17 protein-coding genes and 1 tRNA gene are annotated in these 20,752 nt (G+C 68.0%); 10 read left to right on the top strand and 8 right to left on the bottom strand.

Annotated elements, in window-relative coordinates; translation table 11 throughout:
* Positions 1–81 precede the first annotated feature (81 nt).
* Positions 82–1,197 (top strand): recombinase zinc beta ribbon domain-containing protein, encoded by a 1,116-nt coding sequence (locus G578_RS30370; protein WP_425425865.1) that lies wholly within the window; start codon positions 82–84, stop codon positions 1,195–1,197.
* Here G578_RS30370 and G578_RS0102115 read toward each other — a convergent pair.
* Positions 1,154–1,228, bottom strand: a tRNA-Val gene (locus G578_RS0102115). The genes G578_RS30370 and G578_RS0102115 overlap by 44 nt on opposite strands.
* 101 nt (positions 1,229–1,329) lie before the next feature.
* On the bottom strand, positions 1,330–2,013 hold the full coding sequence (gene gph, locus G578_RS0102110; protein ID WP_028792844.1) for a phosphoglycolate phosphatase: 684 nt from the start codon (positions 2,011–2,013) through the stop codon (positions 1,330–1,332).
* 240 nt (positions 2,014–2,253) lie between these two features.
* Between gph and glmU the strand changes: the two genes are divergently transcribed.
* From glmU to G578_RS0102085, 5 genes are all read left to right on the top strand, one after another.
* Positions 2,254–3,615 carry a bifunctional UDP-N-acetylglucosamine diphosphorylase/glucosamine-1-phosphate N-acetyltransferase GlmU gene (glmU, locus tag G578_RS0102105; RefSeq protein ID WP_028792843.1) on the top strand — a complete coding sequence of 454 codons (1,362 nt, stop codon included), beginning with the start codon at positions 2,254–2,256 and terminating at the stop codon, positions 3,613–3,615.
* Between the two features lie 3 nt (positions 3,616–3,618).
* Complete coding sequence (gene glmS, locus G578_RS0102100) at positions 3,619–5,442, top strand: glutamine--fructose-6-phosphate transaminase (isomerizing) (RefSeq protein ID WP_028792842.1); 1,824 nt, start codon at positions 3,619–3,621, stop codon at positions 5,440–5,442.
* A complete protein-coding gene (locus G578_RS0102095; RefSeq protein WP_028792841.1) occupies positions 5,439–6,296 on the top strand; it encodes an alpha/beta hydrolase in 858 nt (285 codons plus the stop codon). Before glmS ends, G578_RS0102095 begins: the two co-directional genes overlap by 4 nt.
* A 60-nt stretch (positions 6,297–6,356) precedes the next feature.
* On the top strand, positions 6,357–6,689 hold the full coding sequence (locus G578_RS0102090) for a hypothetical protein (protein WP_028792840.1): 333 nt from the start codon (positions 6,357–6,359) through the stop codon (positions 6,687–6,689).
* A 165-nt stretch (positions 6,690–6,854) separates the two neighbouring features.
* Positions 6,855–8,333 carry an NAD-dependent succinate-semialdehyde dehydrogenase gene (locus tag G578_RS0102085; protein ID WP_028792839.1) on the top strand — a complete coding sequence of 493 codons (1,479 nt, stop codon included), beginning with the start codon at positions 6,855–6,857 and terminating at the stop codon, positions 8,331–8,333.
* 41 nt (positions 8,334–8,374) lie between these two features.
* On the opposite strand, the gene G578_RS0102080 is transcribed toward G578_RS0102085, so the two are convergent.
* Entirely contained in the window at positions 8,375–9,433 is a 1,059-nt protein-coding gene (locus G578_RS0102080; protein WP_038013062.1) for a hypothetical protein, read from the bottom strand.
* A 229-nt stretch (positions 9,434–9,662) separates the two neighbouring features.
* On the opposite strand from G578_RS0102080, the gene gor reads away from it, so the two are divergent.
* Complete coding sequence (gene gor / locus G578_RS0102075) at positions 9,663–11,042, top strand: glutathione-disulfide reductase (protein ID WP_028792837.1); 1,380 nt, start codon at positions 9,663–9,665, stop codon at positions 11,040–11,042.
* Between the two features lie 14 nt (positions 11,043–11,056).
* Here the strand turns inward: gor and G578_RS30275 are convergent, their stop codons facing one another.
* From G578_RS30275 to G578_RS0102060, 3 genes are read right to left on the bottom strand one after another with little or no spacing between them, the layout of a single operon-like run.
* A complete protein-coding gene (locus tag G578_RS30275) occupies positions 11,057–14,368 on the bottom strand; it encodes a chemotaxis protein CheA (RefSeq protein ID WP_038013059.1) in 3,312 nt (1,103 codons plus the stop codon).
* The gene (locus G578_RS0102065) at positions 14,365–15,306 is read right to left on the bottom strand and encodes a chemotaxis protein CheW (protein ID WP_028792836.1); all 942 of its coding nucleotides are present in this window, start codon (positions 15,304–15,306) and stop codon (positions 14,365–14,367) included. The genes G578_RS30275 and G578_RS0102065 overlap by 4 nt, the downstream gene beginning before the upstream one ends.
* Positions 15,303–15,722 (bottom strand): response regulator, encoded by a 420-nt coding sequence (locus G578_RS0102060; RefSeq protein ID WP_028792835.1) that lies wholly within the window; start codon positions 15,720–15,722, stop codon positions 15,303–15,305. The genes G578_RS0102065 and G578_RS0102060 overlap by 4 nt, the downstream gene beginning before the upstream one ends.
* Before the next feature lie 193 nt (positions 15,723–15,915).
* Between G578_RS0102060 and G578_RS0102055 the strand changes: the two genes are divergently transcribed.
* Positions 15,916–16,578, top strand: a complete 663-nt coding sequence (locus G578_RS0102055; RefSeq protein WP_028792834.1) for a DUF7666 domain-containing protein — start codon at positions 15,916–15,918, stop codon at positions 16,576–16,578.
* Positions 16,579–16,680: 102 nt separating this feature from the next.
* Here G578_RS0102055 and G578_RS0102050 read toward each other — a convergent pair whose 3' ends face one another.
* Positions 16,681–18,423: a hypothetical protein gene (locus tag G578_RS0102050; RefSeq protein ID WP_028792833.1), complete on the bottom strand. Its 1,743-nt coding sequence runs from the start codon at positions 18,421–18,423 to the stop codon at positions 16,681–16,683.
* Positions 18,424–18,623: 200 nt separating this feature from the next.
* Here G578_RS0102050 and G578_RS0102045 point away from each other — a divergent pair, with 200 nt between their 5' ends.
* Together G578_RS0102045 and G578_RS0102040 are read left to right on the top strand one after the other, a co-directional pair.
* Positions 18,624–19,394 carry an SDR family oxidoreductase gene (locus G578_RS0102045; protein ID WP_028792832.1) on the top strand — a complete coding sequence of 257 codons (771 nt, stop codon included), beginning with the start codon at positions 18,624–18,626 and terminating at the stop codon, positions 19,392–19,394.
* A gap of 70 nt (positions 19,395–19,464) precedes the next feature.
* Positions 19,465–20,427 carry an NAD(P)-dependent oxidoreductase gene (locus G578_RS0102040; protein WP_281169150.1) on the top strand — a complete coding sequence of 321 codons (963 nt, stop codon included), beginning with the start codon at positions 19,465–19,467 and terminating at the stop codon, positions 20,425–20,427.
* 107 nt (positions 20,428–20,534) lie between these two features.
* On the opposite strand, the gene G578_RS0102035 is transcribed toward G578_RS0102040, so the two are convergent.
* Positions 20,535–20,726 (bottom strand): hypothetical protein, encoded by a 192-nt coding sequence (locus G578_RS0102035; RefSeq protein WP_028792830.1) that lies wholly within the window; start codon positions 20,724–20,726, stop codon positions 20,535–20,537.
* Between the last annotated feature and the right edge of the window lie 26 nt (positions 20,727–20,752).

Genomic DNA, 20,752 nt, shown 5'->3' with positions numbered 1-20,752 from the left:
GAAGGGCGCTTCTTCGAGACCATCGCCGCTGCGCAAGGTGAGCTGGAGCGCGAGCAAAACGGGCGGCAGGTCACCCAGAAAATGCGCGCCCGCGTCGAGAACGGGTTCTACTGCTTCGGCAAGATCGTCGGGTACAGCTACGAGAAGCACCCGAGCGGCGGGAAGGTCCTTACCCCCGAAGAGCCGCAGGCAAGCATCATCCGCGAAGCCTTCGAGGGTCTCGCGTCTGGGCGTTTTCAGAACGCGGCGGAGGTCACGCGCTTCTTCAACGGCTTCGCTGAGTTCCGCACCAAGCAGCGGGGCCAGGCCAATTGGCAGCGGACGTTCAATGTCCTGCGAAATCCGCTCTATGCCGGGCTTGTCAACGTGCCGCGCCTCGGCGTTCACATGAAGCCGGGCCAACACGCCGCGATTGTCAGCGTCGCCACATGGCAAAAGGCGCAAGACCGCCTCGACGGGCGCGCGCTCGCCCCGGCGCGCGAAGATATCCGCGATGATTTCATCTTGCGCGGCTTCGTGTGCTGCGATGGCTGCGGCAATCCGATGACGGCGGCGTGGTCGAAGGGACGCAGCGCGCTCTACGGCTATTACAAATGCTTCAAGCGCGAATGCGATCTCTACGGCAAGTCGATCCGCAAGGATAAGGTCGAGGGGGATTTCGAGGCGCTGTTGCAGTCGGTCACGCCCGGTCCGGCGCTGGTTAAGATCGCCCGCGCGATGTTCGCCGATGCGTGGGAGCAACAGGCCGCTCAAGCGCAAGGGCAGGTCGCGGGCGCGAAGCGCGAACTCCGGGTTATTGATAGCAAGATCGCCAAGCTGGTCGAGCGGACTTTGCAGACCGATCAGACCGCCATCATCGCTGCCTATGAGCGCGAGATCGAGAAGCTGGAACTCGCAAAGGCGGGCTTGCGGGAAATCGCGGCCAAGAACGTCCGCCCGGCGACGTCTTTTGAGGAGTCATTTCGAACCGCCCTCACATTCCTCTCAAATCCCTGGAAAATATGGGATTCCGGGCGGGTCGACTATCGCCGTTTGGTACTCCGGTTGACCTTCCTGAGCCCCGTTCGGTACTGCCGGAATGAGGGGTTTCGAACCGCCGCAATCGCAGAGCCACTGCGGGTTTTAGGGCTGTATTGTGGGGGTAAGTCTAGAATGGTGGGCGCGGCTGGGATTGAACCAGCGACCCCTGCCGTGTGAAGGCAGTGCTCTCCCGCTGAGCTACGCGCCCGGTCCGTGTCGGGACGCCGGTATCTACGGGGAGCGGCCGGGCTTGTCAATCACTCAACGCCCCATCTGGCGCAATCTGCGGCCCGGCATCGCCGGCGACCCTCACAGCCCGAGCAGACCGGGCAAGTCGGTCAGGCTGTCGATGCGGGCGTCGGCCTCGATTTCCTCCAGCGGCAGGCGGGCATAGCCGTAGCTGACCAGAACCGCGCCGGTCCCGGCGCCATGGGCCACGGCCATGTCGTGCTCGTTGTCGCCGACCATGACCGCGGCCTCGGGTGACGCCCCCAGCAGCGCCAGCGTGTCCAGCAGATGGCGCGGATCGGGCTTGCGATGGGCGAAGCGGTCGCCGCCGGCCACCGCGTCCACATAGGGCGCGAAGCCGAGCGCCTCCAGCACCAGTTCGGCTGGGCGCTGCGGCTTGTTGGTGCAGACCGCCACGGCGATACCCGCCGCCTTGAGCGCCGCGACGGTGTCGACCGCGCCCGCATAGGCGCGGGTATGGCCGGCCACGTCGCTCTGGTACTCGGCGATGAAGCGGGCGACAAGGGCGTCGAGACCCTGGCTCCCGCCCGAGCCGTCCGCCGGCGTGCCGGTGGCTGCCCAGGCCCGGTCGACGAAGACCCGGCTGCCGTCGCCGATGAAGCGCCGGACCTCGTGCGGTGTCAGCGGCCGGCGCCCTTCGCTGGCGAGCAGGCGGTTGGCGGCGGCGCCGAGATCGTCGGCACTGTCGATCAGGGTACCGTCGAGATCGAAGACGACCGCGGCGGCTTTCGTCGGGAGGGGCATGGGGACCGTCGATGGAATGTATCTGAAAGGCTTGAGGTTGTTACACTCCGTTGCAAAACGTGTGTTCGTCAATGGTCCCGGCCGATGGCATTTATAGCCCGCCGACATTCCGCGCCCGACCGTGTCGCCGGAGTCGGGCCGGACTGGGAGCGAGCCAGACTGGAACCGGGCCGGATTGGGGTCGGGCCAGACCGGAACAGAGCCAGACCGGAACAGAGCAAGATAAGGAGCCTGCCGCCGATGAGCGAACGAGTCGCCGCCGTCATCCTGTCCGCCGGCATGGGGACGCGCATGAAGTCGGCCCTGCCCAAGGTGCTGCACCCGGTGGCCGGCAAACCGATGATCGGCTGGGTGCTGGATGCGGTCGCCGGCAGCGGCGCCGATCCGGTGGTTGTTGTCACCGCGCCCGCCCATGACACGGTGCGCGAGGCGGTCAGCGGTCGGGCCGCGGTGGCGGTGCAGGACCCGCCGCTCGGTACCGGCCACGCGGTGCTGGCCTCCGCCGAGGCGCTGGAGACGTGGTGCCGCGGCGGCGGTACGGTTCTCGTCTGCTTCGGCGACACGCCGATGATCACCCCGCAGACCCTGTCCCGTCTGGTGGCCGCCAGACAGGCGGCGGACGATCCCGCCGTCGTCGTCCTGGGGTTCGAGCCGGAGGATCCGGGCCAGTACGGCCGTCTCGTGCTGGGGCCGGACATGGTCCTGGAGCGGATCATCGAGGCCCGCGACGCCACACCCGAGGTGCTGTCGATCAGGCTGTGCAACGGCGGGGTGATGGCGATCGACGCGTCGATCCTGTTCGACATGCTGCGGCGGATCGGCAACGACAACGCCAAGGGCGAGTTCTACCTGACGGATCTGGTGGGGATCGCCCATCGCGACGGCCGGCGCTGCCATGTGGTGACCTGCGATCCGCTGGAGACCCAGGGGGTGGATTCCCGGGCCGGCCTCGCCCGGGCGGAAGCGGCGATGCAGGACCGGCTCCGCGCGGCGGCCCTGGAAGGCGGGGTGACGATGACCGCACCGGAAACGGTGTTCCTGACCCATGACACGCGCCTCGCCCAGGACGTGACGGTCGGCCCGCACGTGGTGTTCGGCCCCAAGGTCGCGGTCGAGGAGGGAGCGGAGATCCGCGCCTTCAGTCACCTGGAGGGCGCGCATGTCGGACCCGGCGCGCTGGTCGGACCCTATGCCCGCCTGCGTCCCGGCGCCCGGATCGGCGCGCAGGCCCATATCGGCAATTTCGTGGAAGTGAAGAACGCCGAGATCGAGGCCGGCGCCAAGGCCAACCATCTGAGCTATATCGGCGACGCCCGGGTCGGCAGCGGCGCCAATATCGGGGCCGGGACCATCACCTGCAACTACGACGGCACCAACAAGCACCACACCGATATCGGCGCGCGGTCCTTCATCGGCTCGAACACAGCCCTGGTGGCGCCGGTCAAGGTCGGCGACGGCGCGATCATCGGTGCGGGCTCGACCGTCACCCGGGACGTGGCCGGCGACGACCTGGTGGTGGTGCGCGGCGAGACCAAGACCATTTCCGGCGGGGGCGAGCGCCTGCGCCAGCGCAATCTTGCGAAGAAGAAGACGAAAGGCTGAACCATGTGCGGGATCGTAGGCGTGCTGTCGGGCCAACCGGCGGCTCCGTTGATGATGGATGCGTTGCGGCGCCTGGAATACCGGGGCTACGACTCCGCCGGTCTTGCGACTGTGTCGGAGGGGGGGCTCACCCGGCGGCGCGCGGCGGGCAAGCTGTCGGCCCTGCAGGAGGTGCTTGAGCGCGAGCCGCTGAAGGGAGTGTCCGGGATCGGCCACACCCGCTGGGCGACCCACGGTCCGCCCACCCTGGAGAACGCCCACCCGCACGTGGCCGGCCGGGTCGCCGTGGTCCATAACGGCATCATCGAGAACCACGCCGCCCTGCGTGCCGAACTGTCGGCTGCCGGCTCGACCTTCGAAAGCGCCACCGACACCGAGGTGGTCGCCCATCTGCTGGAGCGCGAGCTCGCCGACGGCGCCTCCCCGCAGGAGGCCATGGCCCGGGTCATGCCCCGGCTGACCGGCGCCTTCGCCTTCGTCGTGCTGATCGCTGGCGAGGAGGACCTGCTGCTCGCCGCCCGCCGGGCCTCGCCGCTGGCGATCGGCATCGGCGACGGGGCGGCCTATGTCGGCTCCGACGCGGTGGCGCTGGCGCCGCTGACCCGCCGCATCATCTATCTCGACGACGGCGACTGGGCGGTGCTGCGCCGGTCCGGCGTGTCCGTGTTCACCGGCGACGGCACGCCCGTCCAGCGCCCGGAGCACGTCTCCACCGTCTCCGCCGCGATGATCGGCAAGGGCAACTTCCGCCACTTCATGGAGAAGGAGATCTACGACCAGCCGGAGGCCATCGCCCATACCCTGCACACGGTGATCGACCCCGGCACCGGGGTCGCGACCCTGCCGTATCCGCTGGACGACGCGGAGTCGGTGTCGAAGATCACCATCCTGGCGGCGGGCACCAGCTTCTATTCGGGGCTGACCGCGCGCTACTGGCTGGAGAGCATCGGCGGCGTGGCCTGCGAGGTCGATCTCGCCTCCGAGTTCCGCGACCGCAAGGCGGTGCTTCCGAAGGGCGGGGTGGTCATCGCCGTCTCCCAGTCGGGCGAGAGCCTGGACACGCTGATGGCGCTGCGCCACGGCAAGAGCCTGGGGCAGAAGGTGCTGGCCCTGGTCAACGTGCCGGAGAGCACCATCGCCCGGGAGTCCGACGGCGTGCTGCTGACCCGCGCCGGGCCGGAATTCGGCGTCGCCTCGACCAAGGCCTTTACCGCCCAGCTCACCGCCTTCCTCGGCCTCGCCATCGCGCTCGGCCAGGCGCGCGGCCATATCGACAAGGATGAGGTGCTGCGCCTTGTCACCGCCCTGGAGGGCGTGCCGGGCCGTGTCGCCGAGGCGCTGAAGGACACCAGCGCCTATCACGCCATCGCCCATGAGCTGTCGCGGGCGAAGGACGTGCTCTATCTCGGGCGCGGTCTGTCCTATCCGATCGCCCTGGAAGGCGCGTTGAAGCTCAAGGAGATCACCTACGTGCACGCCGAGGGCTATGCCGCCGGCGAGATGAAGCACGGCCCGATCGCCCTGATCGACGAGCATGTCCCGGTGGTCATCGTCGCCCCCAGCGACGGCTGGTTCGACAAGACCGCCTCCAACATGGCCGAGGTGCGGGCGCGCGGCGGCCGGGTGATTCTGCTGACCGATGCCCATGGCGCGAAGGAACTCGGCGGGTCGGCGGACCATCTGGTCGTGCTGCCCGACGTGGCGCCGGAGGTGGCGCCGATCCTGTACTCGATCCCGGTGCAGCTCCTGGCCTATCTGGCGGCGGTGGAGAAGGGAACCGACGCCGACCAGCCCCGCAACCTGGCGAAGAGCGTGACGGTCGAGTGACCCAGGCGGACGCAGAGGCGCTGTTCGAGCGCTGGTGCACCCCGGGAGTGCCGGACACCCGGCCGGGGGATACGGCACTCGGCGATAAGGCCACCCGCGGCTCGCTGGTCATCTCCGGCGTGCAGGACGGAATGGTCGACGATATCCGCACCTATCTCTGGGAGCCGGCCGAACCTGCGGCCGGCAACCCCTGCGTGGTGCTTGTCCATGGCTGGGGCTCGCGCTCGACCCATTTCGCAGCAATCATCCGCGCCCTGACCCAGGCCGGTGTCCGCTGTGCCGCCTTCGACGCGCCCGGCCATGGGGAGAGCGGCGGAACGACGGCAAGCCTGCCACGCATCGCCACCGGGCTCCGTCTGCTCTGCGCCGACTTGGCCGAGGCGGGGACACCCGTGACGGCGGTGGTCGGCTATTCCTTCGGTGGTCTGGCGGCTGGGCTTGCCTGCGTGCGCGATGTGATCGCAGGTATGGCGCTGGCGGTGCCCTCGCTCGCTCTGATCTCCACGCCCGTGCATCTCGCCTCGGCGACGCGGCGCTGGCTGGAGATGGCGGGCGAGCCGCAGTCGCGCAGCGTCGATCTGATGGCCGAGCTGACCCGTCGTGGCTTCGACGGAGCGCGGTTCGACCTGCTGAAAGTGGCAAACGACCTGCCGGAGCGGCTTCTGCTGCTGCACGACCGGAGCGACGACGAGGTGCCGGCGAGCGACGCGGAGGCTCTGGCGGCCCTGCGACCGGACGCGAAACTGCTGCTGACCGAGCGGTTCGGCCATGCCCGAATGCTGCTGGCCCGCCCGGTGGTCCAGGAGATCACGGATTTCGTGCGCGCCCGGCACGACGATCTCCCGCCTTCGTGACTTAATCCGACCGCACCGGCCGCCCATCTCTTGCCGAGCGTGTCAGCGACGGAGATGGAAATGCTCAAGTGTCTGGTTGGTTCTTCGGCGGCGGTTCTGATGCTGACCGCGGTCTTTACCGGTCCGGCGGAGGCCCGGCGGATCGACGAGGTGCGGGCCAAGGTTCAGGCGGTGATCGACGAACTCGGCATCGACCGGTCCCGGATCCGCGAGGTCTTCGTGGCGCCGGACGATCAGGGCGGCGAGGCGCCGGGCTCCCTGTCCTACAGCGCCTGGATCGCGTTCTCGGACTGTACCGGCAACCTGGCGATGCATCTGTCCGGCACGACCGCCGTGCGGACGATCTACACCACTGGCGACTGCGCCGTTCCGGGGGTGTCCAAGAGCGGCTGATCGGCCGGGGGATTTCGGTCGCCGCGTGTTTCGGTCCCTTCAAATCGCGGCGGCGCTGCCTATAGTACCGACAACGCGATAAACGTCATCCGCCATGACGGCATGGGCCTCTGGGCCCGTGCCAGCGGACCGACGCCACCAAGGCACATGAGGGAGCACACCAAAATGGATCTCGCCAGCCGTCTGAAGGATCCGGAGCTTTTCAAGCAGCAGGGCTATATCAACGGCCAGTGGGTCGGCGCCGATGGCGGTGGTACCGTGGATGTCGATGACCCGGCGACCGGGAAGAAGATCGGCACGATCCCCGACATGGGCGAGGCCGAGACCCGCCGCGCGATCGAGGCCGCCAACGCCGCCTGGAAAGGCTGGCGCGAGAAGACCGGCAAGGAGCGCGCCCAGATCCTGCGCAAGTGGTTCGAGCTGATGATGGCCGCCCAGGACGACCTGGGCGCGATCATGACCGCCGAGCAGGGCAAGCCGCTGGCCGAGGCCAAGGGCGAGATCGCCTACGGGGCGTCCTTCGTGGAGTGGTTCTCCGAGGAGGCCAAACGCAACTACGGCGACGTGATCCCGAACCACGCGCCGGGCAAGCGCATCGTGGTCATCAAGCAGCCGGTCGGTGTCGTCGGCGCCATCACGCCGTGGAATTTCCCCAACTCGATGATCACCCGCAAATGCGCGCCGGCCCTGGCGGTCGGCTGTCCGGTGGTGATCAAGCCGGCGAAGATGACGCCGTACTCGGCCCTCGCCCTGGCCGTGCTGGCCGAACGGGCGGGCATGCCGGCGGGCGTCTTCAACATCGTCGTCGGCAAGAGCGCGTCGGCCATCGGCAACGAGCTCGCCACCAACCCGATCGTACGCAAGATCGGCTTCACCGGCTCCACGCCGATCGGCAAGCAGATCATGGCCATGGCCGCCGGCACGGTGAAGAAGGTCAGCCTGGAGCTCGGCGGCAACGCGCCGATGATCATCTTCGACGACGCCGATATCGATGCGGCGGTGGAAGGCACGATCCTGTCCAAGTTCCGCAACACCGGCCAGACCTGCGTCTGCGCCAACCGGATCTTCGTGCAGGACGGCATCTACGACAAATTCTCCGAAGCGCTGGCCGCAGCGGTGAACAAGATGAAGCAGGGCAACGGCTTCGACGACGGCGTCGTGCTCGGCCCGCTGATCGAGGGCTCGGCCGTCGACAAGGTCGAAGAGCATGTGATGGACGCGGTCGGCAAGGGGGCCAAGGTCGCCACCGGCGGATCGCGGATGAAGGACATGGGCGCCAACTTCTTCGCGCCCACGGTGCTGACCGGGGCGACCCCGGACATGCAGATCTTCCGCGAGGAGACCTTCGGCCCGGTGGCACCGCTGTTCCGCTTCAAGACCGAGGAAGAGGTCATCCGGCAGGCCAACGACACCGAGTACGGCCTGGCGAGCTACTTCTACGCCCGCGACCTGGGTCGCGTGTGGCGGGTCGCCGAGGCGCTTGAATACGGCATGGTCGGTGTCAACGAGGGCGGTATCTCCACCGAGGTGGCACCGTTCGGCGGCATGAAGGAGAGCGGTCTCGGCCGCGAGGGCTCCAAGTACGGCACCGACGAGTTCACCGAGATCAAGTACATCCTGATGGGCGGCCTCGGCGCGCCGTAAGCCGCACCGTCAGATGGGGACGACCGCGGGCCGGGCAGGGATCACTGTCCGGCCCGTGCCTTGTTGTATTCGTCCATGCTGATCTCGCCGGAGAGGAATCGGCGCTGGAGTTCTGACTTGGGCAAGGCGCTCAGGCGGTTCCTGTCGAGCCCCGGTTCGGCGGCCACGGGTTCGGCGGCCACGGGTTCGGCGGCCACGGGTTCGGCGGTCCCCGGTTCAGCTGCCATGGGGAAGGGAGGGGGTACCTGGCCGCTCGGCTGCGGATTCATGGAGGGCGCGCGGGCCAGCTTCCGCCGGTTCTGATCCGCCGACGAGAAATCCTTCACCAGGAACCGGGCGTCATCGAAGGCCGCCAGGCGTTGACCGACGACCTGACCTGCTCCGAGCCCGCGGCGGCCCGCGTACCAAGCGATCCCCTCGGGATGAAACTGATAATCGAGGATCACGCGCATATCGGACACGGTGCGGGTCTCGTTGAGCTCGGGGTCATTGAAACTGCGCGACGTGGTCACCTGGGTGACCTGCTCTTCGCCCTGGAACGAGAAGTCGCCGATGTAGGTCGCCTGACCTCCCGTCACAGTGAATCGGGGCGCGTCAGGAGTGAGGTAGCCCTCGTTCGAAAAGGCGATCTGCTCGTGCGTGATTTCTGCGGCTGCGGCACTGGCGGCGGCGACGACCAGGGTGGCCGCCAGACCGATAATCGGATTGCCGCCGATGAACTGGACACTGTTGTAGGTCTTCGTGATCTCCACGCTTTCGATGGCGTAGTGCCCGGGCGGCACGACATAGGTCCAGTATCGATCGTTCCGGCCGAGCTGTGCCTGCGTCGCGTATTTGATCTCGATGACATTCGGGTCGTCCCCGTCGTCATCGCCCCCTGGCGACGCTTCCAGGAAAGCATTCGTCGCGGGGTCGTAGCGTCGGATCGTCATCGTCAGAGGCGTCTGCAACAGGAGCGGGTCCCGTTGCAGGACGAACAGGACCGCACCCTGGTTCCGGCCCAGGGTCAACGGCCCGTTCTCGACCATGGGAGCCGATTTGTTCGCGCATCCTGCCAGCGCGACGGCAGCGACGAGACCGGCAAATATGGTGGTGTGCATCGGGCGGTTCCCCTCGGTCTTTGCCTGGAATGTGCAGCCACGCCAGCCAGCCGACATGTTGTCGGCTGCTATGGATGATAGAAATTTTGGATATACGATTCTGGTAATCCTGCCAACCTGCCCATTCCAAGCTGGAAAATCTCCGTGCCGGAACGGCGGGGGTAACCTTCCGCGCTGCGGCGCACTATGTTGCGGTGAAGCGATTTCGGACTGAGGCGGGAGAACGGCGATGGCCGGCTACGATTACGACCTGATCACCATCGGCGGCGGCTCCGGCGGGGTGCGCGCCTCGCGCATGGCCGGGCGCTACGGCGCCAAGGTCGCCGTCGTCGAGGAACTGCGCGTCGGCGGTACCTGCGTGCTGCGCGGCTGCGTGCCCAAGAAGCTGCTGGTCTACGGCTCGCACCTGCCGCATGAGATCGAGGACATGCGCGGCTACGGCTGGTCCGTGGAGGGCGTGAGCCATGACTGGTCGGCGCTGATCGCCACCAAGGAGAAGGAGCTCGACCGGCTCCACGGCATCTACCTGAAGCTGCTCAGCGGTGCGGGCAACGACGTGCTCGACGGCAAGGGCAAGATCGTCGATCCCCACACGGTGGAGGTCGCCGGCAAGCGCTACACCGCCGAACGCATTCTCATCGCCACCGGCGGCTGGCCGAGCCTGCCGGACGTGCCGGGCATCGAGCACGCCATCACCTCCAACGAGGCGCTGGAGCTGCCGCAGCGGCCGGAGCGGATCGCCATCGTGGGCAGCGGTTTCATCGCCGTCGAGTTCGCCGGCATCTTCCACGGCTACGGCAGCGACACCCATCTGATCTACCGCGCGCCCAAGGTGCTGCGCGGCTTCGACGAGGATGTCCGCACCGCCCTGGACGAGGAGATGGCGAAGAAGGGCATCCACCTGCATTGCGAGACCCTGCCGTCGCGGATCGAGAAGGCCGGGGACAGCTATCTCGTTCATCTGACCGATGGCGAGACCCTGGAGGTCGACGCGGTGATGTACGCCACCGGCCGCCATCCGAACACCAAGGGCATCGGCCTGGAGGAGGTCGGTGTCGAGATGGACAGGAACGGCGCGGTGAAGGTGGACGAATACTCCCGCACCAACATCCCCTCCATCTGGGCGATCGGCGACGTGACCGACCGGATCAACCTGACCCCGGTGGCGCTGGCCGAGGGGACCTGTTTCGCGGAGACCGAGTTCAACGACAACCCGATGTCGCCGGACCACGAGAACGTGGCCAGCGCGGTGTTCAGCCAGCCGCCGATCGGCACCGTCGGCCTGACCGAGGAGGCGGCGCGCGAGAAGTACGGCGCGCTGGACATCTACGTGTCCGGTTTCCGGCCGATGAAATACACGCTGACCGAGAACACCGAACGCGGCCTGATGAAGCTGGTGGTCGACCGGGCCAGCCAGAAGGTGGTCGGCGCCCACATGGTCGGGCTCGACAGTCCGGAGATCATCCAGGGCGTGGCGATCGCGGTGAAGATGGGCGCGACCAAGAAGGACTTCGACCGCACCATCGGCATCCACCCGACCGCGGCCGAGGAATTCGTCACCATGCGCGAAAAGCGCCCGGACCCCGAGGAGCGTCAGGCGGCGGAGTAAAACGCCGCCTCTCTCTACCCCCCTGCGATGGCGATCAGCGTCTCCGGGTCGAGCACCAGCAGTGGCTGGCCTTCGCCCATCACCGTCGCCCCGGCCAGCACGTCGACCGAGTTCAGGGCCGGGTGCAGTTCCTTCATGAACACTTCCTGGCGCCGCTTCACCCGGTGCACCGCCACGCCGATGCGGCGCTGGGGCGTGCCGATGATGACGACCGGGAAGGCCTGCTGGTCGACCGCCACCTCCGGCGTTTCCCAGCCCAGCATGGTCTCGATCGCCCGCACGGTGAGGAAGCCGTCGCGGTGCTGGATGCCGGCGCGCTCGCCCACGGTCTGGATCTGCTTCCGGTCGACCTCGATGACCTCGATGATGGCGCGTTCCGGCAGGCCGAGGTCGCGGGTGCCGTCGCTGACCACGACGATGCGCTGCAGGGCGGCGGAGACCGGGAAGCTGAGGTAGAAGCGGGTGCCTTCGCCGTCCTCGCTGTCGATGTCGATGGCGCCGCCGAGCCGCCGCAGGGTGGTCAGCACCACGTCCATGCCCACACCCCGGCCCGAGGTCTCGGTCACCGCCGCGGCCGTGGAGAAGCCTGGAGCAAAAATCTGCCGGTGGATCTCCCGCTCGGTCATGCGGGCGGCGTCCTGCTCGGTGATCAGGCCTTTTTCCAGCGCCTTGTTGCGGATGCGGTTGGTGTTCAGCCCGCGCCCGTCCTCGGCGATCATGATCTGCGCCACATTGCCGTGCTGAGTGGCCCGAAGGGTCAGCGTCGCCTTCTCCGGCTTGCCGGCGTCCAGCCGCTCCTGCGGGCCCTCGATCCCATGATCCATGGCGTTGCGGATCATGTGGACCATGGGCTCCATCAGGGCGTCGACCATGGATTTGTCGATCTGGATGTCGCCGTCGTCGATCTCCAGCGTCACCTGCTTGCCGAGCGAACGGGCGAGGTCGCGCACCAGGCGCGGCATGCGGCCGAACACGATACTTATCGGCACCACCCGCAGGTCGAGGGTGACCGAATGCAGCATGCGCAGGGTGACTTCGGCCCGGGCGATCTGGTTGGCGAAGACCTTGCCGGCATCGTCGATCCGGGCGGCGGCGGCGTAGAGCCGCTCGGCCTTGCGGTCGTCGATCTGGCCCGCCAGCGAACGCAGCTCGGCCGCCGTGGCGCCGAACCCGGCCTCCGAGGCGCCCTGGTCCAGCCGGGACAGGCTGAGCCGCAACTCGGCCACCGTGTCGAGGTAGCTGTCGATCAGCGCGGAGGAGACCCGCAGGGAGCTGCCCCCGGCACTGCCGGGAACGCCGGCGCTCGTGCTGCGGGACGGCGAGGCCTCGCCGCGTTCGGCCGGCACGCTGCCATCGGCGGCAGTGGCCGGCGGTTCGGCAGGTCTTTCGGCGGGTCTCGCCGGTGGCGCTGCGGGGGCGGCGTCGGGGGTCCGAGACGAAGCGGATGGCGGCGGATCGGATTGTGGCGGGGTCGCGGCGCGGGGCTGCGCCGGGGCGGGCTTCGGGGCAGGCTGTGGCGGTGGGGCCGGGCTGTCGCCGAACGGCGCTGCGAAACCCTCCTGCTGCTCCGGCGACCAGCCGGACTGCAGGGCCGAGTCCCAGGAGCTGTCGTCGACGAACAGCACATGGCCGTCGGTCTCGGCGGCCGGCGGTGTCGGCGCTTCGGCGGCGGGCGGCGGTGCCGCAGGGGCCGTCGGCGCGGAGGCGGTGGCCGCCTTGTCGCCGATCACCAGCACCGTCCAGGCGCGCAGCACATCGCCGCTGGTGTCGAGGGTGCGCACCGAGGCTTCCACCGGCGCGTCGTCGCCGGTCACGCCGATCAGGAATTGGTAGAGGTCCGGGTCGATATCGACCAGCACGCGGTTGGAGATCACCTGCTGGCGATAGAGCAGACCGAGAATCTCGCCGCTGGCCGGGGCGCCGTCCGGGACCATGACCTGGACCTGCACGAGACGGGCGCCCGGCTGCTCCAGGAACTCCACCGCCTCGTTGCGGGCGGCGGGGGACATGCTGTCGAACAGGTCGTCGCCCAACACCTTGCGCAGCTCGGCGACGGCGGCACCCGCGCCGGTGAGCAGCAGGGCCAGCTCGTCGCGCAGCCGGTCATAGGTCTCGCGCGGCATGTCGAGGGAGGAGACGGTCAGTCCCTCGATGCCGATCACCTCGCTCTCTCGGCGGATCTCGTCGGCCACCTCCAGGGCGCCGGAACGCTCGGTCCAGGCCTCCATCAGCGTCAGTTCGCTGGCCAGGCGGGCCAGGGCGGAGATCCGGAACACGCCGAGCGCGCGGGCGAGGATGCCGACCAGTTCCCAGTCGGCAGACGCGCCTCCGCGGATCGACAGCCTGTCGACCACCGCGCGGGCCTCGCGCGAGATGTGCGGCGCCATGGAATCGTCCACGTCGTCCATGGCGATGCCGGCATCCGCCAGTTCCGACAGCACCCGCAGGCGGTGGATGAAGATGCACAGGGCGCGGATCAGGGCGGTGCGGTCGCCCGACTGGTCGCCCTCCAGAACGCCGAGGATGTCGCCCAGCACGCCGGCGATGCCGAGATACCCGACATCGTTCGCCGCCTCGCGGATCGCCAGCATGGAAGACACGATGGCCTGGCTGTCCAGGGAGTCCATCGCCGGGTTCTCCAGCGCCTCGGCCAACTGGCCGAGCTCGGCGGTGACCACCGCGTTGAACGGCTGCACGGTGCCGGGCTGGAACTCCGCCTCGTCGTCGTTCGCCGGCTTCTGCGAGACCTGGATCGCCATGCGGCTCTGCGTAGCGGCGGCGGTCTCTTCCTCCGGTTCCGGTTCGGGCTCCGGCGGGTCGTAGGCGGGCGGCGCTTCGGCGATGGGAGCCTGCGTCGGGACGGCGGGCGGCGGCGGTGCGGCGGCGACGGCCGGACCCGGCTGGGCCGCGGCGGTCACCTCGCCCCCGCTCTTCAGTTGCGCCTTGGCCTGTTTCAGGGCGGCGATCAGGCCGGCATTCCCGGCGACGTCGCTGCGGCTCTCCAGGCAGGCCTCGCGCAGATCGACCAGGGCGTCGGCCGACTGCAGCAGCAGCTCGCGCGACGCCTCGTTCGGCCGGGCCTCGCCGTTGCGGAACATGTCGAGCAGGTCTTCGGCCGCGTGGGCGACCGTCTCCATCCCGGTCAGGCCGAGCGACGCCGACACCCCCTTCAGCGAATGGATGGCGCGGAACAGCGCACCCATGATGTCCGGATTCTCCAGATCGGCGGTCGAGCCGGACAGGTTGGCCTCGAGCTGTGCGAGGTAATCCTCGCTCTCCTGCTCGAACAGCTCCCACATCTCCGAATTGTCGTCGAACCCGCTCATGTGAGGGCCACGCTGCGGTCGCCGCCCCGGTGGAACTCCGGCACATGGGAGGCGATCAGTCCGGTCAGGTCGACCACCTCGTGGAAGGTGCCCTTATGGGTGATCACCCGGGCCTGTCCTTCCTCGTCGGCGGGACCCGGCGGGCTCTCGTCGTCGACAATGCCGAGCACGCCCTCGGTGGCGATCGCCCATTTCTGGTCGAAATGGCTGACGATGATGTGGATCGACTGGTTCTCGAACCCGTCCTCGGTCAGGCGCAGCACCGGCAGGATGTTGCCGCTGACCTCGATGACGGAGTCGATCTTCACGCCCGGCCGCCGGGGCAGAGGGGCGGTGTCGATATCGTCGATGGCCCGCTCCACGATGCTGCTGTCGATGGCGAAGAGCTGGCCGCCGACCGTGATCGCCATGTATTTCGGCCGCTGGCGGACCCGGATCTCGTCCGGATCGGCGCGCTCGGCGACGGCACGCTGGTCGGCGAGCAGGGGCAGGGCGCTCTGGGCGTTGAACCAGCGATCCGCATCGACCGCCTGCACCAGCTCGCCCTTCTCGTCGAGGAAGGCGTGCTGCACCTCGTTGCCGGCGACCAGCCCGTGCATCGGCTTGGCCGGGCCGAAATCGCGGATGCCCAGGATGCGCTCGACCGCCAGCCCGATCACCGCGCTGCCGCGCTGCAGGACGATGCACATGGCGAGGTCGAGTTCCTCCTCGCGCGGATGCAGCCGCATCACCACCAGGGGAATCGGCTCGTCGCGCAGAACCATGACGCCGATGTAATCCTCGGAGTCGCCTTCGATCGGCTCCATCCGCTCGATCTCGACGACCTCGCGCACCCGGGCCAGCGGGATGCCGAAGCGACGGCCGTCGGACATGAAGAGCAGGACCGGGATGCGTTCCTGGCTGCCGCCCGGCTTGCCGCCGCCCACCACCGCGTTCATGGCGCCGCTCCCGCAGGGACGGGGGTCAGCAGCCGGTTGATGGTGTCGACCAGTAGGCCGCCGCCGGACGCGTCCACGTCCTTGCTGACCGAGCCGGACGGCTTGCCGATCACCGCGTCGGCGCCGACCAGCCGGGCCTCCACCGCTTTCGGCGAGGCCGGATGGGTGAGGGAGGACAGCACGATGACCTTGGCCGGCGACAGGATCTTCAGCCGCCGCAGGCACTCGATCCCGTCCATGACGGGCATCTCGATATCCAGGGTGACCACGTCCGGCGACAGCTCGCGGGCCATGTCCACGCCCTCGCGGCCGTTCTCCGCCTCGCCGACGACCTCGAACCCCTCGGCACGCGCCAGGATGTTCTTGATCGTGAGCCGAACAAGCTTCGAGTCATCGACGATCAGTACTTTGGGCATCCGCCGGCCGTCTTCCCGAGTTCAACCAAGGCCTTGAAATCTAAGTGCTCAATCGTTCCATATCGGCGATGGTTTGCCTACCCGTTTGTGGGCCCGTTTCGGACTCGCCCTGCGGAATCGGCTTCTGCGGAGGGCGCGGGCCATTGTACCATCGCGGGAACAGTCACTGGAGACCACGACGGGGGCCCGCGTGTTGGCTTGGCATTTTGTCGACGAGACCCTGAAGGACGGCCGTCCGGTGCCGGCCGACGGCGAGCGGCTGACCCATGACGGGCCGGTCAGCCTGTGCGAGGGCGGGCTGCATGCGTCGGAACGGGTGCTCGACGCGCTGAAATTCGCGCCGGGCAACACCATCTGCCGGGTCGAGTGCGACGACGTCGGCGAGCGGCAGTCGGACAAGTTCGTCTGCGGCGCGCGGACCATCGTGTGGCGCCTCGACGGCGATGAGGTGCTGCGCGCCTTCGCCCGCAAGGTGGCGCTCGACGTGGCCGGGTTCTGGGACATGCCCGACGAGGTCCGCCGTTTCCTGGAGACCGGCAACGACAACCTGCGGGTGGCCGCCCGCGGTGCCGCGCGGCAGGCATCGCGCGAGGCGGTTCTCTCGGACGAGCCGCAGGCGGCGGCCGCCGGCGAGGCGGCGCGCGCGGCGGCGGCCCGGACCCATGCGGCCCGATCCACCGGCCTCGCCGCCGCCTGGGCCGCGTCCAAGGCGACCCGCCGGGCGGAGGCCTGGGACGAGTTCGACCGGCTGCTGGAGGCGATGATCGAGGAAGCGCGTGCGACGGCCCCGACCCAGGTGGCCGACGAGGACGAATGGGGCGACTTCGCCGACGAGATCGAGGCGGAGTTCACGTAAGCCACGCGCACCGGGGTATCACGCACCGTCCCCGTCTTCCTGAAAGCGCGCCAGCGCTATTCAGGATGACGGGAGTTTGGCGACGACCGCCTCAGCCGACCCTCACCCGAAGAACCCGCAGCGGTGCAGCTGCTCGTGGAACTTCCGCAGGGTCTTGGCCTTCTCGCTCGGATCGGGGATGCCGGCGACCAGTTCGTCCTCAAAATTCGGCCGGCGCAGGTGCCCCACGATGATGTTGCGCGCCAGGTTCGACGCCTTGCCCTTCGGCAGCATCTCCGGCTGCACCATGCTGACCAGCATGAAGGCGCGCACGTGCAGCGGCTTTTCCGGATTGTCGAGCTTGTCGAGGATCTTGCCCTCGGTGATGTAGGACACCAGCAGCTCGTCCAGCCGATCGGTCAGCGCCGCCTTGCGCTGCTCCGGCAGGTTGGATTTCTGGATGTGGTGATAGATCGAGGTGACCTTCGCCATCTTCTTGTTCGGCGGCAGCTTGTCGCGGATCAGATGGTTGATGGTCTGGGAATGGACCAGCAGCTTGTCGAGCAGGGTCTCCAGGTCGTTGCGCAGCACGGTCTGGCCGATCTCGCTGTCCATCATCGCCAGCAGATAGCCGGTCGCCCGTCCCGGGTCGCCCAGCGCCGGCAGCATGGTCTCCGCCGCCTCGCGCATGCCCTTGTTGCCGCCCTTGTTGATGATGGTCGACTGGCGCGCGGTCATGGCCTGGGCCATGGAGGGGCCGCCGATGATGTCGATATCGGGGATCAGCTTGTCCAGCAGGCCGACGAACACCTCGCGCTCCTCCTCGCGGTCGCCGCGGGTCAGCGGGCTGAGACCCTCGAGCTGGCGGCGCACCCGGTCGACGAGCACCTGCTTGCTCTCCGGCAGCTTGCCGGCGGCGATCAGGCGGATGAAGGTGCTGTTCGAGAAGTCCTGATGCTCCGGCGTCAGCTCGACCGGCTCCTCGTCCTCCTCCTCCTCGACCAGCGGACGCCCTTCGGCGACGCAGAGCAGGGTGACCAGCGCGGTGCCGAGCTCGCGCGGATTGCCGATCATGTCGCGCAGCACGTCCGTATTATAGAGCGTGTCTGACACGAAGATGTCGATGGCCTCCATCGCCTGGGGCGTCTGCGCCTTCCAGCCCCATTCCATGAGCTGGCCGAACTTGCCGAGGAAGCTGCGGTTCTCGATCAGTTCCACCGACATGACGTAGCGGATCAGGTAGGAGACATGCTCCTTCGGGGCGTTGGCGATGATGCCGTCCAGCACCTCGTTGAACCCGTCCACCCGGATGCGCGGCAGGCGCTGCTCGGCGGCGTTGTTTGCCCGGGCCTGGATCTTGCTGATGAAATCGAACAGCACGTCCCGCCGCTGGTTGACGGTCGCGTCCTCCATCTTGCGGACCTGGAAGGTGGAGACCTTGCCGACCGCCGAGAACAGCAGCGTGCCCTCGTCGAGCAGACGCTTCAACTCGCGGGGTGCGTGCATCACCTCGGTGGCGGTGAGGTTGTTCTTGTCGAGGTAATTGCGGAACAGCCGGTTGATGGTCGCCCGGGCCTCGCCGACGAACAGGTCGCTCGGCGCGTGGCAGAGCGGGGCGTCGTCCACGTCCTGAATGAAGACCTTTTCCTCGGTCTTCGGCTTCATCTTTTCAAACAGGATGTCTTCCGGCTTAAGCCGGTCGATCGAGCCCTTGGCTTCCTTGATGACCCGGACACCCAGGATTCCGGCGCGGCTCAGTATCTTAGCCGCCTCCGCCTGAGCCACCTCCTGGTGCTTGGCCGTGGCCTCAATTATCCAACGGCCCTCGCGTAGTGCGAGGATCTCGAAGGTTGTTCCGCCGAACATTTCTATGCTCGCATCTGATGTTTCGGCGGAGCGATTCTTGCTCCCCCAACTCCCGAAGACGGATAGTAAACAAATCTTAGCCTTAAATCATGTCATGAATTGCATATGCCTGCATGAGATGACAGGAATTGCCCGCACCCGGAGAAAATTTTGCATTCAATAGTACCCTCGATCCGTTCGGGGGCGAGGGAGGACGGAGCATGGATCTCAAGCTGGCGGGCAAGGTTGCCCTCGTCACCGGAGCGAGTGCCGGCATCGGTGCCGGTATCGCGCGGGTGTTGGCGGCGGAAGGGGCGACCCTGGCCCTGACCGCCCGGCGGCGGGACCGGCTGGAGGACCTCGCGGCCGAACTCGCCGCTGTCGGCGCCGCATCTGGTGCGCCGGCGCCGACCGTGATCGAGGCCGACCTCATGGCGGATGACGGGCCGGCGGCGGTGCGCGCGGCGGTGCTGAAGGCGCATGGGCGCCTGGACATTCTGATCAACAACGCCGGCTCCTCGCGCACCGTGCCGGTGGACGCGCCGGACAGCGCCTGGGACGAGGCGATGATGCTCAAGTTCACCATGGGCCGGCGCCTGACCACCGCGTTCCTGCCCGAGCTGCGGGCCCATGGCTGGGGACGGATCATCCACGTCACCGGCATTCTGGAGCCGACCACCACCAATGCCGGGCTCGCCGGTTGTGCCGCGACCCATGCCTGGGCCAAGGGCATGTCGCGCGACCTCGCACCGGAGGGCATCACCGTGAACTGCCTGCCGCCGGGGCGGATCGTGAGCGAGCAGATCATGAACCGGCTGCACCCGACCGAGGAAAGCCGCAAGGCCTTCATCGACGCCAACATTCCGGCCGGCCGGTTCGGCGAGCCGGAGGAGTTCGGCAATCTGGTCGCCTTCCTGTGCTCGCCGCTGGCCGACTACATCACCGGCTGCGTCATTCCCGTCGATGGCGGCATGCACCGTTTCATCCAGTGAGGCAATGAGCGCACTCCGCGGCTCCCGCCCGGCTCCGCGCTGCTCTACGCTCCCCGTCGGCCAATAAAAAATCGAATCCCGAGGGAGCGAGGAAACAGAGATGAAAGTCGGATTTATCGGTCTCGGCCTGATGGGCGGACATTTCGCCACCAACCTGATCAAGGCGCAGTTCAAGGTGGTGGTCTGCGACATGCGGCGCGAGGCGGCGGAGAGCCAACTGGCGGCCGGCGCCGAATGGGCCGACACGCCCAAGGCGGTGGCCGAGGCGGCGGATGTGATCCTGACCTCGCTGCCGGGCCCGCCCGAGGTGGAGGCGGTGGCGCTCGATCCGGAGACGGGGATCGCGGCGGGCATGAAGCCAGGCGGCGTGGTCTTCGACCTGTCGACCAATGCGCCGACATCGGTGCGCAAGGTGCACGCCGCTCTGGCGGAGAAGGGGATCAGCTTCCTCGACGCCCCGGTCAGCGGCGGGCCCAAGGGGGCGGCCTCCGGCAAGCTGGCGATCTGGGTCGGCGGCGAGAAGGCGACGTTCGACGCCCACCGCCGGGTGCTCGACGCGCTGGGCGACCAGGTGGCCTATATCGGCGAGGTCGGTGCGGGGTCGACGGCGAAGCTGGTGCATAACAGCGTCGGCTATGCGGTCCAGGTGGCCCTGGTGGAGGCCTTCACCGCCGGGGTGAAGGCCGGCGTCGAGCCGCTGGCCCTGTGGAGCGCGATCCGCCAGGGCGCGCGGGGCCGTCAGCGGACTTTCGACAGTCTGGGCGAGCAGTTCCTGCTGAACACCTACGACCCGCCGTCCTTCGCCTTGAAGCTGGCGCATAAGGACGTGTCCCTGGCCTGTCAGATGGGCCGGGACAACGCGGTGCCGATGCGGCTGATCAATCTGGTGCTGGAGGAGATGACCGAGGCCCGCAACCGCGGCTGGGACGCGTTGGATTCCCGCGCCGTGCTGCAGCTTCAGACCGAGCGGGCCGGCGTGCATATCGAGGAGAGCCGCGAGGGCGTGCAGGCGGTTCTCGACGGCAAACGCTGACTCGGCAAACGCTGACTCGGCAAACGCTGACGCAGCCGCGGCTAAGTCAACCGAAGAACCCGGGAGCCCCGGTCAGGCTCCCGGGCAGAGGGACAGTCTGGCGGCCGTCAGACCCGCTCAGGCTGGGCGACCGCGCCCTGGCGAACCGTATCTTCGCCGTTCAACTGGGCGAGACGCCGTTTGAGATTCTCCGACCCCTTCACGACGGATATGAGCGCGCCGGTCCGGGTGTCGCTGATGCGCCACGTGTCCGCATCTCCAAACGGTGCGGCCTTGTAGCGGTCATGTAACTGGGCCATTGCGTCCTCCTTCTTTTGGTTGGTGG

The organism is Thalassobaculum salexigens DSM 19539, from assembly GCF_000423805.1.
In the GTDB taxonomy this organism is placed as follows: Bacteria; Pseudomonadota; Alphaproteobacteria; order Thalassobaculales; family Thalassobaculaceae; genus Thalassobaculum; species Thalassobaculum litoreum.
This window is presented reverse-complemented; position numbering and strand designations above follow the sequence as displayed.